At 38.4% G+C, this 16,453-nt stretch carries 19 protein-coding genes; 18 read left to right on the forward strand and 1 reads right to left on the reverse strand.

The genetic code is table 11. The annotated features are described in order from the left end of the window. The first annotated feature begins 82 nt into the window (after positions 1-82). The 16 genes from HW278_RS08545 to HW278_RS08620 all read left to right on the forward strand — a co-directional run bounded on the left by HW278_RS08545 (position 83) and on the right by HW278_RS08620 (position 12,392). Positions 83-1,666, forward strand: a complete 1,584-nt coding sequence (locus HW278_RS08545; protein WP_178977555.1) for a C10 family peptidase — start codon at positions 83-85, stop codon at positions 1,664-1,666. Positions 1,667-1,668: 2 nt separating this feature from the next. Next, positions 1,669-2,130 (forward strand): hypothetical protein, encoded by a 462-nt coding sequence (locus tag HW278_RS08550; protein ID WP_178977556.1) that lies wholly within the window; start codon positions 1,669-1,671, stop codon positions 2,128-2,130. A gap of 58 nt (positions 2,131-2,188) precedes the next feature. Continuing rightward, the gene (locus HW278_RS08555; RefSeq protein WP_178977557.1) at positions 2,189-2,503 is read left to right on the forward strand and encodes a hypothetical protein; all 315 of its coding nucleotides are present in this window, start codon (positions 2,189-2,191) and stop codon (positions 2,501-2,503) included. A 114-nt stretch (positions 2,504-2,617) separates the two neighbouring features. Then, positions 2,618-3,751: a clostripain-related cysteine peptidase gene (locus HW278_RS08560; protein ID WP_178977558.1), complete on the forward strand. Its 1,134-nt coding sequence runs from the start codon at positions 2,618-2,620 to the stop codon at positions 3,749-3,751. Between the two features lie 83 nt (positions 3,752-3,834). Further along, complete coding sequence (locus HW278_RS08565; RefSeq protein ID WP_048746943.1) at positions 3,835-4,302, forward strand: hypothetical protein; 468 nt, start codon at positions 3,835-3,837, stop codon at positions 4,300-4,302. A 52-nt stretch (positions 4,303-4,354) separates the two neighbouring features. Beyond that, on the forward strand, positions 4,355-4,798 hold the full coding sequence (locus HW278_RS08570; protein WP_048746941.1) for a hypothetical protein: 444 nt from the start codon (positions 4,355-4,357) through the stop codon (positions 4,796-4,798). Positions 4,799-4,850: 52 nt separating this feature from the next. Then, positions 4,851-5,378, forward strand: a complete 528-nt coding sequence (locus HW278_RS08575) for a hypothetical protein (RefSeq protein WP_178977559.1) — start codon at positions 4,851-4,853, stop codon at positions 5,376-5,378. 294 nt (positions 5,379-5,672) lie between these two features. Further along, a complete protein-coding gene (locus HW278_RS08580) occupies positions 5,673-6,329 on the forward strand; it encodes a DUF2461 domain-containing protein (protein ID WP_178977560.1) in 657 nt (218 codons plus the stop codon). Between the two features lie 38 nt (positions 6,330-6,367). Continuing rightward, positions 6,368-6,739 (forward strand): DUF2809 domain-containing protein, encoded by a 372-nt coding sequence (locus HW278_RS08585; protein ID WP_009417662.1) that lies wholly within the window; start codon positions 6,368-6,370, stop codon positions 6,737-6,739. A 101-nt stretch (positions 6,740-6,840) separates the two neighbouring features. Next, complete coding sequence (locus HW278_RS08590) at positions 6,841-7,698, forward strand: NAD-dependent epimerase/dehydratase family protein (RefSeq protein ID WP_048746932.1); 858 nt, start codon at positions 6,841-6,843, stop codon at positions 7,696-7,698. 17 nt (positions 7,699-7,715) lie between these two features. Then, positions 7,716-8,804 carry a beta-ketoacyl synthase N-terminal-like domain-containing protein gene (locus tag HW278_RS08595; RefSeq protein WP_048746930.1) on the forward strand — a complete coding sequence of 363 codons (1,089 nt, stop codon included), beginning with the start codon at positions 7,716-7,718 and terminating at the stop codon, positions 8,802-8,804. Between the two features lie 175 nt (positions 8,805-8,979). After that, positions 8,980-9,216 (forward strand): acyl carrier protein, encoded by a 237-nt coding sequence (locus HW278_RS08600; RefSeq protein WP_002675303.1) that lies wholly within the window; start codon positions 8,980-8,982, stop codon positions 9,214-9,216. 97 nt (positions 9,217-9,313) lie between these two features. Continuing rightward, positions 9,314-10,561 carry a beta-ketoacyl-ACP synthase II gene (fabF, locus tag HW278_RS08605; protein WP_009417598.1) on the forward strand — a complete coding sequence of 416 codons (1,248 nt, stop codon included), beginning with the start codon at positions 9,314-9,316 and terminating at the stop codon, positions 10,559-10,561. A 7-nt stretch (positions 10,562-10,568) separates the two neighbouring features. After that, positions 10,569-11,327, forward strand: a complete 759-nt coding sequence (gene rnc, locus HW278_RS08610) for a ribonuclease III (RefSeq protein ID WP_009417665.1) — start codon at positions 10,569-10,571, stop codon at positions 11,325-11,327. After that, positions 11,324-11,830, forward strand: a complete 507-nt coding sequence (locus tag HW278_RS08615; protein ID WP_178977561.1) for a metallophosphoesterase family protein — start codon at positions 11,324-11,326, stop codon at positions 11,828-11,830. Before rnc ends, HW278_RS08615 begins: the two co-directional genes overlap by 4 nt. A 64-nt stretch (positions 11,831-11,894) precedes the next feature. Further along, positions 11,895-12,392: a hypothetical protein gene (locus tag HW278_RS08620; protein ID WP_106095862.1), complete on the forward strand. Its 498-nt coding sequence runs from the start codon at positions 11,895-11,897 to the stop codon at positions 12,390-12,392. A gap of 45 nt (positions 12,393-12,437) precedes the next feature. Here HW278_RS08620 and miaB read toward each other — a convergent pair whose 3' ends face one another. After that, entirely contained in the window at positions 12,438-13,886 is a 1,449-nt protein-coding gene (gene miaB, locus HW278_RS08625; protein ID WP_178977562.1) for a tRNA (N6-isopentenyl adenosine(37)-C2)-methylthiotransferase MiaB, read from the reverse strand. 268 nt (positions 13,887-14,154) lie between these two features. Here miaB and HW278_RS08630 point away from each other — a divergent pair, with 268 nt between their 5' ends. Beyond that, entirely contained in the window at positions 14,155-15,114 is a 960-nt protein-coding gene (locus HW278_RS08630) for an IS30 family transposase (RefSeq protein ID WP_255493530.1), read from the forward strand. Between the two features lie 116 nt (positions 15,115-15,230). Beyond that, positions 15,231-16,421, forward strand: coding sequence for a phosphoglycerate kinase (locus tag HW278_RS08635; RefSeq protein ID WP_002675311.1), 1,191 nt, complete (start codon positions 15,231-15,233; stop codon positions 16,419-16,421). The last annotated feature ends 32 nt before the right edge of the window (positions 16,422-16,453 follow it).

Consider the following 16,453-nt stretch of genomic DNA (forward strand, 5'->3'; position numbering starts at 1 on the left):
GTCTGCTATAGTTTTTGTTACTTTGTTTTGAAGTTTCCATTTCTTTTATTATCTTTGTCGCGAATAAAAAAACAAACCTTATATGAGAAAGTTTTTATCTATTTTTATCGTAACAGGACTCTTCTTTTCCTGCCAACGCGAAGAGGCAGATGCCCCGTTCGCAACCGACACTGATATTTCAGTATTACCCAATACTGAAACGAAGGCTTCAGACAACGGACTTTTAGGTTGGGTAGCTCTCACAGGGCAAACCCATATTTCGGCGGAGGAAGCCCAAGAAACCGCTCTCGCTACCGCAATGCAAATGCGTGAAGTAGAGGGTATCGTTACCAAAGCTCCCCTAAAAATTGGCTCTGTTGAGGTAGTAAAAGGCGACACTCGTAAGCCTTACGTACCTACCAAAGGCAATGCAAAACCCGAACAAGCCGATGTCTACATTGTAAACTTTGCCAATAACCAAGGTTATGTAATTACCTCAGCTGATAGGCGTATTCCTAGTGTATTAGCCTACAACTCCTACGGACATCTCGGTGATACTATTAGCAACCCAGGACAAGCAATACTGTTTAGCTATATGCAGGCATATATAGAGGAACAGCGTGCCGCCTTTGAAGCTAATAAAGAAAAACTCGCTACTGAGGCAGAAGAAGCCATTTTCAAACAGCTTTCTAAAGAACGACAAGCAGAGCTAATAGCACAAGGACTCTTTGATAAAGAGGGTAAACGAGTGAAGAGTAAGTTTGAACCAGATGAAGGGAAAGGAAGAAAATTTAAAAACTTCCTTTGTATAGAACCTGATCACTACAAAGAAGATATTTATATTTATGGAGAGTGGAAAACAGATGTAATAGGACCTTTAGTGAAAACTCTTTGGAGTCAAGAAAATGATTATAATGAAAAGGTCTCTATGCAGTGTGGTAATAATAAGGCTCCTGTAGGTTGTGTATCTGTTGCTGTTGGACAACTATTAGCCTATCACAAAAAACCAGATAGCGTTGTAGGACGAAAAATGCATTGGGATGATATGACTAAAATAGATAGTGGAGATATGTTCTCTAATATTTATAGTCATAATGTATGGAACAACTCTACTGCTAAAGAAGACATTCAATATTTATTAGCTCACTTGGGAGATAATGATTTGTTAGAAATGAAATACACTTGTGACAAAGGTAGTAGTTCAGACGTAGATAAAGCTCTCCATACATTCCATCAATTGGGTTATAAAGATGCTTATGTGGAAAATTTCCAAGTCCCAAAAGTTATTTCAGAAATAAAAAAAAGGAACCCTATCTACATAGGAGGTAGTGATATTGTAGAAACATATAAAACCGGGTGGTGGATATTTAAAACAACACATTATAAATATTCTGGTCACGCGTGGGTTATTGATGGTTATATGAAAAGATATAGAACTGTAGAAATGCACACAACCTGTGATAGCCCTGATGATTTTCTTCACGTGGGAGAAGAAGGATTTAGCTTAGTACACTACAATTTAGGTTGGGGAGGATATAAAGATGGCTCAAGTCCCTATCACGGAAGTGGTTGGTATAATTTGGGAATATTTGATACTAATGGGGATAAAGAACCTTCAAACGCATACAAATCAGGAGTTAAAGGTAACTATCAATATAGAGTTAAAACAATCCTTAATATTAAATAATTATGAAAAGTATATTTTATCTCACAATATTATTATTTGTTAGTATCATTTCTTGTCGAGAGAAAGATGAAGAAAGAGCGTGTTCTCTCCCTCTTCCTGAATTAACCTTTGCTATCAACAAAACTTCTAAACTTTACAAGGAATTTATAAATGAAGAAGGAAAAATTGATAAAGCAAATATTAGCTTATATAAATTACTTGAAGGAGAGAAAAAGGCGTATGAATATAATAGTTATGAAACCACCAAAGCAGAAAAGACTTATTTATACATTTCAGTTACTCTTCCTTTTAGTAACGATGTTTACACGGGCAAAATAGAAACACTTTATTTGCAGAATGCTACTAAAACTTATAAAATAGAAGTAAATGGTTATATGAAGGATACAGAATGTGGAAAGTATGCAGTTACTAATGAAATTCGTGTAGATGGTACTAAAATAGAAGTGCCTTATTTAGCAAAATAACAACCTTAACCCTTTGGCAGGGAGTCCTCTGCCAGAGGGTATTTTTTTAATTCTTTCTATGCGTTACCTTATATATCTATTGGCAGTCATTGCCCTATCTTGCTCTAAAGAAACTATAGAGCCCGAAAACTATACCCTGCACGTACAAAATCGCTATTTTGAAGCAGTAACCGTTTCGGTAGTTGAGCATTTTTCTGAAAAGTTATCACCCAATACTGTTTCTAAGGTATTTACTTTGCCTAAAGGTAGCTATAAAGTAGTAGCCATCACGGCTTCACGCCTACGATTGGAAAGCACAGTACAAATACAAGGCAGTAAAAGTGAACTCACAATCGATATTTGCCCAAAAGGAAAAATTAGTATTGTTCATTAATTTTTGTATCAGTTTAATATATTAAAGTTATGATTTACAATTGTTCTTCCAGCTTGTCCCCCTTCGGGGGAACGGGGGCTTTCGCTGGCTTTGTGCAAGACTAAAAAATAAACTATGCGTTATTACTCTTTGCTTCTTATTGGCTTGGGGTTACTTTCTTGCCAAAAAGATAGCCCAACTCCTGAGCCTTTACCTCCTCACGAAATCACACTCGTGTATATGGTTGCTGATAACGACCTCGCTCCCTATGCCTTAAAAGACCTCAACGAAATAGAACGCGGGTTTGTGCCTAACGGAAGAGACAAACTCTTGCTGTATATCGATAGCAATACTTCTACCGCTTTGCCTTCACACCCTGTACTTTTAGAAATTGTACACGATACCACCGAGATAATAGCCTCTAGAATCATCGTTTCTTACCCCGAACAAAATTCAACTGATAAAACTGTAATGAGCAATGTGTTGAGAGATGCTTTGGGCTATTACAAAGGCGACAATCACTATAAAGGACTTGTGCTTTGGTCGCACGGCAATGCCTGGTTGCCGGAAGGTTATCATATAGAAACCGAAAACAAATCAGGGGTGGTGGTAAAATCGTTTGGGAAAGATATGAGTCCGCGAGAGGGGGCTATGGAGCTTCCTGACCTTGCGGAAGTTTTAAGTCCTTATCGTTTTGATTATATCCTTTTTGACGCTTGCTTTATGGGGTCGGTAGAGGTGCTCTATGAATTACGACATTCTGCCCGTTACTTTATTGCTTCGCCTGCCGAAATTCTTGCCGATGGTTTTCCTTATCATTACCTATTGCCTTACCTTATAGGGAAATTACAATTAGAAAAAGCAACCGAAGCTTACTACAACTATTACAATGTTTTGGAGGGTGCACGACAGTCGGCTACGGTTACTTTGGTAGATAGTGAGCAGTTGGAGGCATTAGCTTCTTTCTGCAAACAACTCAACACTTCTGAGTTATCCTTAACCCACTTGCAACAATACAGTAGGAATAACGAAAAGTATTTGTTTGACCTCAAACAAGTGCTTTTGGAGAGCAAAGCCAGTGTGGCTATCGAATCTATTTGGCTACAACTCTGTAAGGTTGAAAGACACACACCGAGATTTGCTAATATTGCGCTGACAGATTGCAACGGACTGAGTGTTTATTTGTTTGGCAAGAATGAAAAGCTGAACAACTATTACAAACAATTGTCGTGGTATAGAGCTACAAGGTTTCATTTCTCGTATAAATAGCTTATAATTTTCTAATTCTCAAATTTGCTAATTTGCTAATTTTTCCCTACCTTTGTTGCGTAATCCTAAAAAACAAACCTTATATGAAAAAAATATTATGCCTTACAACATTATTTCTTCTAATAGCTTGTAAAGAAAGTAAAGAAAATAAGGAAGATTATATATGTTCTCCACCACCTCCTACTTTTAGTATGTGGATAAACAAAAACTCTGAGGTTCATAAGGAATTTATCAATGAAAGAGGAAATATTGACTCTACTCATATTGCCCTATACAAACAAGTAGGTAATACAAAAAAAGAGTATCCAATAGGATTCCTTTATGAAACAGACCCTCGAGGAAATACCTATTTGCATATAGGAACTCAGCTTTGGTTTGAAAATGATGTGTATACTGGCAAAACAGAAACGCTCTACCTTCAAAATGCTACCAAAACCTATAAATTAGAAGTAAATGGTTATATGAAAGATACAAAATGTGGTCGCGTATCCATAACAAATGAAATCCGTGTAGACGGTGTAAAAGTAGAAAATCATTACTTAGCAAAATAACTTTAGCCCTTTGGCAGGGAGTTCTCTGTAAAAGGGTAATAAAATAAGTATTATGAAAAGGATATTATTTTTATCATTATTTATTTGTTTATTGTCTTGTGAGAAGTCTTCAGAGATACAAGACGAATGTATGCTTCCACCTCCTAATTTTCAATTATTTATAGCTAAATCAGCTCCTGAATATCAAGATTTCTTAAACGACAAAGGAGAGGCTGATAAAGAAAATGTGTATTTTTACCAAATTACAGAGAATAACACTGAGAAGAAATACCGTACCTTGTTTACTAATGAATCTAAAAAAAAAGATTATGCCGAAGTAGCAACTGAGAGTGCAATATTTTTATATACAGGAAAGATAGAAACACTTTATCTTAAAAATAAAGCTAAGACTTATAAAATAGAGTTTTTAGGATATATAGGTAAATGTGGATATGCTTACTTTCAAGAAATGTATATCAACGGGGTGAAAAACAACGATTTTATCTTAGTGAAATAACCTTAACCCTTTGGCAGGGAGTTCTTTGCCAAAGGGTAAAAAAATAATCAATATGAGAAAGTTTTTACTCTTTATTCTATTGCTTTTTGCATTGCAAATAAGTGCTCAAGAAGCCTACACCAAAGGCGATGTATTTATCGATGTGCAAACAGGTGCTTCGTTTATAGGAGGTATTATAGGCGGAGGGGTACACTATGGGGCTACGCCTCGTTTCTCGGTGGGAGCTAACTTTTCTAACCAGAGTTTTAATCTTAAAAGTAAGTACGAAACTGCTTACGTACCTGAGCTCAGTGTGGACTTCCATTTTGACCATCGTATGACTACCGATTGGTATACAGGGCTTTCAATAGGGCATTGTTTTTGGCAAAGCGATACTCCTGACGGACATAGTTCAGGTGGTTGTGATAGCTCTTCCGATCCTATCCCTGAAAAATTTAGAAGAGAACACCCCCATAATTTTGTATTGTGGAATGCACATTTAGGTTTTCGCTATTTCATCTTCAAAAACGTAGGACTCAACGGACAAGTGGCTTTTGGGAATGCTCTTTCATTTAAAGTGGGGGTAAGTGTGAAAATCTGAAAATTTTAAGACTTTTTATATATAGGGTAGATATGCTTAGCTTATAGAAAGCTTATAGGAAGCTTATACGAATCTTGGAAGATAGGTATACAAAGGCTATATAAAACATTGAATTTCATACTTTTATAAGTTTAAAAATTTTAAGGGAAAACTATATGATTTCTTAATTTTAGTAAAAATCTCTAAACTAGAAAATCGTTATTTAATTGTCTTCTATTTGCAATTATTTACTATCTTTGCACTTCTAACAACAAAGATATCCTTATTGGTTATTTGTCATTTGTAATTAGTATTATGATTTTTTCTTTTCTTACAGACCTTGCTAAAAACAATAATAAAGAGTGGTTCGATGCTCATAAGGAGGCTTATGAATGTGCTAAATTAGAAGCTACATTGCTTTTCAATTATATTTATACTGGGCTTGCTGAGCACGATACCCTTGCGCCACTGAAAATATACCGTATCTATCGCGATTTGCGCTTTTCTAAAGACAAAACACCTTACAAGACGCACTTCGGTTGCTATATACAACGCAAACAACCGTATTACCGCGGTGGGTATTACGTGCATATTAGTCCGCAAGAGACGTTTATAGGAGGAGGTTTTTTCGACCCGAACAAAGAAGATTTATTGCGTATGCGTCAGGAAATTTCTCTCAATGCTGAGGATTTCCAAAAGGTGATGAATAGTGAGGGGATAAAGAAAGAGTTTGACGGGAAACTATGGGGGGACGAGGTGAAGACTGCCCCCAAAGGTTTTGAGAAAGACGACCCGATGATTGCCTATTTGCGCAAAAAGCAGTTTCTCTTAAAACACGACTATACACGACAAGAAGCCACAGCGAAGGACTTTGATAAGAAAGTAGTGCAGGGACTTTTGGCAATGCGCCCGTTTTTAGACTTTATGACGGAAGCCTTGACGACGAATTTGAATGGAGAAAGTTTGTTTTAGCTAAGAGGTAAAGCTAGCAACAGCTAGGTAAGTGTGATATGAAACTAACATTTAACAAAAAGTACTTTATATGGGCGTTGGCACTGTTAGGGGCAGAACTGCTTATTGCGACAGTGTTTAGCAGTATGGGCTTTATCAGAGGCTATATAGGCGATGTACTGGTGGTGATATTGCTGTACTACTTAGTGCTTTCGTTCGTGAAAGTGAAGCATAAAGATAAACTTATCTGGGGTATATTTGCCTTTGCGGTAGCCGTAGAAGTGATGCAGTACTTGGGTGTGGCTACTTATTTGGGCTTCACGAGAGGAAGCTTGGGGTATATCCTCTTAGGCAATCACTTTTCGTGGGCAGATGTGGTGTGTTACGCCATTGGTTGTCTTATTTTGCAATTCACAAGTAAGAATAAATAAAATGAGGGTGAAAGGTTATTTCGCCCCTACATAATGTAACGCAAAGCAATTGTAAAATCGGGATAATATTATATTGAACTAAGGTTGTATTATTAGGATAAATGAAGAAAATATTAGTAACCGGAGGGGCAGGATTTGTAGGTTCTAACCTTTGTGAAGCTCTTGCCAAAGACCCTAACAACGAGGTCTATTCGTTAGACAATTATTTCACTGGTAAGCGTGAAAATCACGTAGAAGGGGTGCAATATATCGAAGGAAGTACCGAACATATCTTCGAGCTTATCAGTTTTTCACCTGATATTATTTATCACTTAGGTGAATACTCACGGGTGGAACAGAGTTTTGAGGATATCGACAAGGTATTGTTGTTTAATAAAATAGGTACGCTGAAAGTATTAGAGTTCTGCAGAAAACACGGGGCTAAACTCGTATATGCGGGCAGTAGCACCAAGTTTGGTGACGGGGGTTTAGGGAAAGACCAAAGTCCGTATGCTTGGAGCAAATCGTCGAATACAGAGCTTATCAAGAACTACGGTATGTGGTATGGGCTCAACTATGCTATTGTGTATTTCTACAATGTTTATGGCAAAGGAGAAGTTGGCACGGGGAAATATGCGACGCTTATAGCACTCTTTATAGAGAAGATGAAGAAAGGGGAGCCTCTCACGGTAGTAGCCCCAGGTACTCAACAGCGCAATTTTACGCATATAGATGATATAGTAGCGGGCTTACTCTTGGTAGGTGAAAAAGGTAAAGGCGACGGCTATGGTATTGGCAGTCCGGAGACTTATACAGTTTTAGAAATCGCTCAGCTTTTTGGAGGCGAGATACAAATGCTACCGGAGCGCAAAGGTAACCGTATGACTGCTGAAGTTATTACCCAAAAAACAGAAGCCTTGGGCTGGCAAGCGAAGAAGCATATTAAAGAATATATAGAACTATTGTCAATTGATAATTAACAATTAGCAAGCGGGAAATGAAAATAGCTATTACAGGGGCGAGTACCCTCGCAGCTGAGGCACTCTCTCTTTACAATAATATTCCACAAGGGCGACTTTCTGACCGTGACCAAAAACTTATAGAACAACTCAGAGCTTCTAATTCTGCTTATGAGCCCTTAGACCCCACCGTTCTTTATGCCTTACATACTGCACGAAGAGCTGTTGCACAAGCAGGGTGGCAAGGAGTTCGTTTTGGCATCAATATAGGGTCGTCGCGAGGAGCAACAATGTTGTTTGAAAAGCATTTTAGTCATTTTCTGAAAGAAGACAGTTGCCAAACCTTAGCTTCGCCTACTACTACTTTGGGCAATATCAGCACTTGGGTAGCACAGGATTTGAGCAATGAGGGTTTTGAGCTCTCACATTCTATTACTTGCTCTACCGCTTTACACGGCGTTGCCAATGCCATTGCGTGGCTGGAAAGTGGTATGGAAGACCGCTTCTTGGTAGGTGGTAGCGAGGCACCTCTTACCCCTTTTACTATTGCACAAGTGAAAGCTCTGAAAATATACAGTAGTCTGCCCTTGCCTTATCCTTGCAGGGCAATGGATATGAGCAAAAAACAAAGCACTATGGTGTTAGGGGAGGGGGCAGGTTGTTTCTGTTTAGAAAAAGGAGAGCGTGCTAATGCCTTAGCTTATATCGTAGGGATAGGCTTTGCCACTGAAAAGCTCACCCATAGCGTATCGCTCTCTAAAAACGGACAGTGTTTGCAAGATGCTATGCATCGTGCTTTGACAAGTGCTGGGAATCCTAAGATAGATGTGATTGTAACCCATTGTACCGGTACTATCAAAGGTGACCAAGCTGAACTCAACGCCATAGAAGCTGTATTTGGCGAAGAAAAACCTTTACTCACCAATAATAAATGGCGACACGGACATACCTATGGGGCGAGTGGAGCACTGAACCTCGCAATGGCAATACGAATGTTACAGAATAACCGTTTTGAAGGAGTACCTTATCTCAGTAGTCCCGAATCTGTACCCGATAAACTCGAACATATATTAATTAATGCCGTAGGATTTGGCGGAAATGGAATAAGTGTGATAGTGAAAAAGTGAAAAAAGCAAAGTAAAAAGTAGAATATTTATAAAATGATAAATCTATGATAATAAGTAGGTTTGTACTTTTTAAAAGTAAAAAATAAGAATATTTGTACGAAAAAGATTGTGTTTCAAAAAAAAAGTGTTACTTTTGCCGGCAGTAATTATTATCAAATTATAAAAAAAGAAAATTATGTCAGACATTGCATCAAGAGTTAAAGCCATTATCGTTGATAAATTAGGCGTAGACGAAAATGAAGTAACCGCAGAAGCGAGCTTCACTAACGACTTAGGAGCTGATTCATTAGACACTGTTGAATTGATTATGGAGTTTGAAAAAGAATTTGATATTCAAATTCCAGATGACCAAGCTGAAAACATTGCAACTGTAGGTCAAGCAATCAAATATATTGAAGACGCTAAACAATAATTGGCTCATAGGCAGTAGGCTATCAACGTATATACTTGGTAGCTTACTGCTTAATGCTTTTTGCTCTAAACCTAAATGCTAAAAAGTTGAAACTAATATGGAGAAAAGACGTGTTGTAGTTACAGGTATAGGGGCTCTTACCCCTATAGGTAATACCGCCCAAGAGTTTTGGGAAGGACTCGTAGCCGGCAAGAGCGGTGCTGCGCCTATTACCCATTTCGATGCTTCAAAGTTTAAAACAAAGTTTGCTTGCGAAGTAAAGAACTTTAATGTCGAGGATTTTATAGACAAAAAAGAAGCACGTAAGCTCGATAAATTTGCTCAATATGCCTTAGTGGTTGCTGATGAAGCCGTAAAAGATGCTCATCTTGATATGGATACACTAGATAAAGACCGCATAGGGGTAATTTGGGGCTCAGGTATTGGGGGGTTAGAAACTTTCCAAAATGAGGTAATTAACTTCAACGAAGGCGATGGTACGCCACGCTTTAATCCATTCTTTATACCTAAAATGATAGCTGATATCGCAGCAGGTGTGATTTCTATACGCTATGGTTTTAGGGGTCCTAACTTCACTACAGTCTCAGCGTGTGCCTCTGCAGCTAATGCTATGATAGATGCGTTAAACTACATTCGTTTTGGCTATGCTGATATGATGGTATCAGGTGGTTCGGAAGCAGCGGTTACTATTGCAGGAATCGGTGGTTTCAACGCCTTGCACGCCCTTTCTACTTTCAATGAAGACCCTGCCAAAGCTTCTCGTCCGTTTGATGCCAATCGCGATGGTTTTGTATTAGGCGAAGGAGCAGGAGCGGTAGTGCTTGAAGAGTACAATCACGCAGTGGCTCGTGGAGCTACTATCTACTGCGAATTGGCAGGAGGAGGTCTCTCTGCTGATGCTTACCATATGACGGCGCCTCACCCTGAAGGGCTTGGTGCTAAAAACGTGATGATTAACTGTCTTAAAGACGCAGGAGTATCAGTGAACGAAGTAGATGCTATCAATATGCACGGTACCTCTACTCCATTAGGAGACATCGCTGAATCTAAGGCAGTATTAGATGTATTTGGTGAGCACGCTTACGATATCAATATTAACTCTACCAAATCGATGACTGGGCACTTGCTCGGAGCTGCGGGAGCAATAGAAGCAGTAGCGTCTATTCTCGCTATCAAACACAGCATCGTTCCTCCTACTATCAACTTTGAACATCCCGATGAAAAAATAGATCAACGCCTGAACTTCACCTTCAACAAAGCGCAACATCGCGACGTGAAAGTAGCGATGAGTAACACCTTTGGTTTCGGTGGACACAATGCGTGCTTATTATTCAAAAAGATATAAATTATAAGTGTTCGGCTTAAAGAAAATATTAACTTTTCCCCGTCTTATTCCTAAGAAGAAAGACGGGATTTTTTATACTAAAATCAAAGAGCTTTTAGGATTCCCTCCTAAAAACTTATCATATTACAGCGAGGCTTTTACACACCCTTCTTACCAATTCCAAAAAGCGACGCGTAAGAGCTATGAGCGCCTTGAATTTCTGGGTGATGCGATTCTTGGCGCTGTGATAGCCGACTATATTTTTACTAATGCTCCTGAACAAGATGAAGGCTATCTTACCAAAATGCGCTCTAAAATCGTAGAGCGCCGTAACCTCAATCAACTCGGTAAGGATATGAGGCTCTTGGACTTCTTGCGCACTAAACTCACTCCGAGACAATTAGGTAATAATATCACTGGTAACCTCTTCGAGGCACTTATAGGAGCAATTTATTTAGACAGAGGTTATAAGGCTTGTTTTAAGTTCATTGAGCGTGAGCTCATTTTGCCGTATATCAACATCAAGAATTTAGAAGGAAAGGTTATTAGCCATAAGAGTTTGTTGATAGAATGGTGTCAAAAACATAAATTAGACTTTGCTTTTGAGGCTGAAGAAGATATAGAAGATTGTTCTGAGACTAAGTTTTTCGTTGCTAAAGTGCACGTACAAGGCTTTTCGGTAACTCGGGCGCGTTCTACGTCTAAGAAAAAGGCTGAAGAGATTGCTGCCAAACGCGCTTGCTATAAGATTCAGGGTAAACAACATCATAAATTAGATGTACAATGAAAATCCTTCTTCTCTCCGATACCCATTCGTATATAGACGATCGTATATTGCACTACGCTAGTGAGGCAGACGAAGTGTGGCATTGTGGCGATTTCGGTAACCTGGCAGTGATAGAGGCGTTGCAAGCCGTAAAACCTTTGCGTGGGGTTTATGGTAATATCGATGGCATAGAGATACGGCATCAGTTCCCTGAAGTAAATCGGTTTGCTTGTGAGGGCGTGGAGGTACTGATGATACACATAGGCGGTTACCCTAATAAATACAGTCCGTTGGCAAAACAAGAAATCCTAACCTGCCCTCCTAAACTCTTCATCTCGGGGCATTCACATATTCTAAAAGTGCAATACGATAAACAGTTTCAGTTGTTACACCTCAACCCAGGAGCTGCTGGTCTTTATGGTTGGCAAACCGTGCGTACGATGCTTCGTTTTGAGATAGAAGCAGGAGAGATTAAAAACTTAGAGATTATAGAGTTAGCTCGTAGCGCGACAGATAATGAGTAAAAATAAAAATTGCTAATTAGTAAAATCTTTTATACTTTTGTTCCGAATTTAAAACTTTATTCTAATGAAAAGAATATTATTAATAGCACTTTCTGTGATAGCTTTCACGGCGTGCACTAAAAAAGACAATGAGGATACTAAGCATCCTAAAGAATTACAAGGTACTTGGGTTTATGAAAATTCAAAGCTACCTGATGGTAAGTTATTCACTGAGATTATTACTTCTAAACAAATGCAGTGTGCCAAAGAAAACAAGTACATTTTCTATGGTGAATTTTTCACCTCGGAGGAGCACACTCTTAAAGGAGATGATTGTGAAAAAAAGAATGCCACGGTAAAATATTTTGTAGAAAATAGCAAATTGTGCTTACAAGGGGCTAATGGAGTGGTTCTTAAAGCTTATGATATTGTTAGTATTACCCCTACACAATTTATTTTTAAATACGACAATGAATTTAAAGCTTTTTTGCGCTCTCAAATACCTTATGACCCTACTCTTAAAGAAAAAGGCTATACCATTGATGATATTTTGAATGTAACGATTACCTATCGGAAACAATAAATAGAAATAGGCTGTCCCTTAACCGGACAGCCTATTTTGTTTTCTCTATTGTCTTTCATTACTAATTTTTATAGCTTTTCCTATTAGGGTAGTAGAAGTACAATCTGTAATTTTTACCATTACAAAATCGCCTATTTTATAATCTTCTTTGGGGAATACTACTACGGTATTCTGACTATTGCGCCCCATCCACTCTTTATCCGATTTTTTAGAGTTTCCCTCTATAAGCACTTCTACCGTTTTGCTTATTTGTGCTTGAGTGCGGTACAAGCTGTGTTTTTGTTGCAAGTCGATAATCTCAGCAAGACGGCGTTTCTTCACTTCTTCGGGTACATCATCTTCTATTTTGCGTGCTGCTAATGTACCAGGACGCTCCGAATAAGCAAACATAAATCCAAAATCATACTTTACATATTCCATTAGCGAAAGCGTATCTTGGTGGTCGTCTTCAGTTTCGGTGGGGAAACCAGCAATCATATCCTGCGAAATAGCACACTCAGGAATGCGTTCGCGTATGCTGTCTATCAACGTGAAATATTCTTCGCGAGTATGGAGGCGGTTCATTGCTTTCAAGATGCGATTGCTACCGCTCTGTACGGGCAGGTGGATATACTTGCAGATGTTAGGGTGTTTTGCCATCGTATCAATCACATCGAGGGTCATATCCTGCGGATTGGAGGTAGAAAAGCGGATACGCATTTCAGGCTGAGCTGTTGCCACCATATCGAGGAGTTTAGCGAAGTTGATAGCGGTGGCTTGTTGCATCTCACTTGCTTTGCTGAAATCCTTTTTGAGCCCGCCTCCATACCAAAGGTAACTATCCACATTCTGCCCCAGTAGGGTAACCTCTTTGAAACCACGCGCTTGGAGGTCGGCGATTTCGTTAAGGATAGAATAAGGGTCGCGACTGCGTTCACGTCCGCGAGTGAAAGGTACAATGCAGAAAGTACACATATTGTCACAACCGCGCGTAATCGATACAAAAGCTGTTACACCGTTGCTATTGAGACGAATAGGTGCAATATCGGCATAGGTTTCGTCCTTAGAGAGAATCACATTTACCGCTTCACGACCTTCTTCCACTTCTTCAAGTAGGTTAGGTAAATCCTTATAAGCATCAGGACCTACCACCATATCCACTATTTTTTCTTCTTCGAGGAAGGCGTGTTTTACCCTTTCGGCCATACAGCCCAATACGCCCACTTTCATAGCAGGTTTCTTGCGTTTGTACACATTAAACTGCTCCAAACGCTTGCGAATAGTCTGTTCTGCCTTTTCGCGCACTGAGCAGGTGTTGATAAGTACCAAATCGGCTTCATCAACAGTATCAGTGGTATTATATCCCGCTTTGGAGAGAATAGAAGCTACAATTTCACTGTCGGAGAAGTTCATTTGGCAACCGTAACTCTCGATATATAGTTTTTTAGAATTGTTATTATCAGCTTGTAAAACAAGGCTTTGCCCTTGCTTACTTTCGTCTATTTCTTTAGCCATAGAGGTTTGAGTTTCTGAATTGAGGGCGCAAAGATAAAGATAATTTGGCAATTAGCCAATTTGTCAGTGTGCCAATTCTACCATTAAGGGCAATTGGTGAAATGTAAGTTCCACTAATAATTGCAATTTTAAGTAGTAATTTTTAGTAAAACTTTTATTTTTCAGAGGGTTTTGCCTCTAAGGGGCAACCCTCTGAAAAATAAAAAAAGAGAAAAAACTATAAAAGTCTTTTCTCTTTCAAAATAAATGCTTTTCTTTGTAAATGACAATGAAAGAATATAAGCATTTAAATTTGGTGCAAAGGTCGGTAATTTCTGCTTTAAAAGCAAGCGGAATCAAACAAAAAGATATTGCTCTTTATGCAGAGTGTAATCCCTCTACCGTCAGTCGAGAGCTGTCAAGAAACAAAACAAAGACAGGAAAATACAGTCCAAAAGTAGCTCAAGAAATCTCAGAAGAGCGTAAAGAACGTTTTAGGAAAGAACGTAAATTTACTAAAGAAATGAAAGTTTTTGTTATTAAGCATATCACTGAAGAACAGTGGTCTGTTGAGCAAATTGTAGGGTATTGTAAAAAAAATAGAATACCAATGGTTGGAAAAACAACTATCTATAATTTCATTCACCAAGACAAAGAAAACGGAGGCGAACTATACAAACACACTCGTCATCAGCTTAAGCATAGAAGTAGAGCATTGTACACTTGTAAAAAGAAAGTAGAAGATAAAAAGTCTATTGAAGAACGTCCTGAGGTTATAAGTCAGAAAACAGAGTTTGGACACTGGGAAATAGATTTAATTGTAGGAGCAGGAAATAAAGGAGCGATACTTACATTGGTTGAAATGACTACTAAAATGTTATTTATGAAAAAGTTAAAAGAAGGAAAGAAAGCTAAATCATTAGCAGATGAACTTATAGATATGACCTTGCCTTACAAAAACTATATAAAGACAATTACTGCTGACAATGGTAATGAATTTTCTGATTTTAAGCGAGTTGAAAAGAAATTGAACCTACAATTTTTCTTTGCTCATCCTTATAGTTCTTGGGAGCGAGGTCTTAGTGAACACACCAATGGTCTTGTACGGCAATACATACCTAAAAATACTGATTTTAAAAATATTACAGATAAAGAAATTAAAGAATATCAATATAAAATTAATAATAGACCAAGAAAAGTATTAGATTTTGAAAAACCTAAAGATTTATTCTATCAGAAAGTAATCTGAAAAATTGCACTTGATGGTGGAATGGGCGAAATAAAATTATTGTCAAAAAGTTTTGTGTATATCACTTTTTTGTTGTACCTTTGAGGCTTGAATAAAATTATTGTAGTTTTAGATATATGAAAACCATAGACAATTTTAATTTTGCGGGCAAGAAAGCCCTTATTCGCGTGGACTTTAATGTGCCATTGGACGAAAATTTTAAAGTAACTGATAACACTCGTATTGAGGCTGCGAAACCTACTATCGAGAAAATCCTCAAAGATGGAGGAACCGCAGTACTTATGAGCCACTTAGGTCGCCCCAAAGGGGAACGCAACGACAAGTATTCTTTGCGTCACATCGTAAGTGAAGTGGAAAAAGTATTAGGTAAAAAAGTGATTTTTGTAGATGATTGCGTAGGCGAAGTAGCCGAAAAAGCGGTAGCAGCTGCTCCTGCTGGTAGTGTGGTATTACTTGAAAACTTGCGTTTTCATAACGAAGAAGAAAAAGGAGATGAAGCATTCTCTAAACAGCTTGCTAAACTCGGCGATATCTATGTGAACGACGCTTTTGGTACCGCTCACCGCGCTCACGCTTCGACTACTATTGTAGCGAAATTCTTCCCTAACCACAAATGCTTTGGTTACCTCCTCGCTAAGGAGATTGAAAGTATTGATAAAGTGATGAAGAACGGCGAAAAACCTGTAACTGCTATCCTTGGTGGTTCAAAAGTTTCTTCTAAAATCACTATTATCGAAAATATCTTAGATAAAGTGAACCACCTTATCATAGGTGGGGGTATGGCTTATACTTTCATCAAAGCACAAGGCGGAAAAGTAGGTAGTTCTATCTGCGAAGATGATAAACTTGACCTTGCACTTGATATCCTTGCCAAAGCCAAAGCTAAAGGAGTAGAAGTACACTTGCCTATAGACGTAGTAGCTGCTGACGCTTTCGATAACAACGCCAAAACACAAGTAGTACCTGTAAATGCTATTCCCGATGGTTGGGAAGGATTGGACGCAGGACCTAAGACTCTTGAAAACATCAAATCGGTATTGCTTAAATCAAAAACTATTTTGTGGAATGGTCCTATCGGAGTATTTGAAATGCCTAACTTCGCAAAAGGTACCATTGCCGTAGGTGATTACGTGGCTGAAGCTACTAAAAAAGGTGCTTTCTCACTTGTAGGAGGTGGCGACTCGGTAGCTGCTGTAAAACAATTTGGTTTTGAGCATAAAGTAAGTTATGTTTCTACCGGTGGTGGAGCGATGCTTGAAAGCCTTGAAGGATTGGTACTACCTGGTATTGCAGCTATTAACGAATAGTTAAAATATAAAAAAAGAAAAAGAGGTAACTA

The sequence above is a fragment of the Capnocytophaga sp. oral taxon 902 genome, assembly GCF_013394735.1.
In the GTDB taxonomy this organism is placed as follows: Bacteria; Bacteroidota; Bacteroidia; order Flavobacteriales; family Flavobacteriaceae; genus Capnocytophaga; species Capnocytophaga ochracea.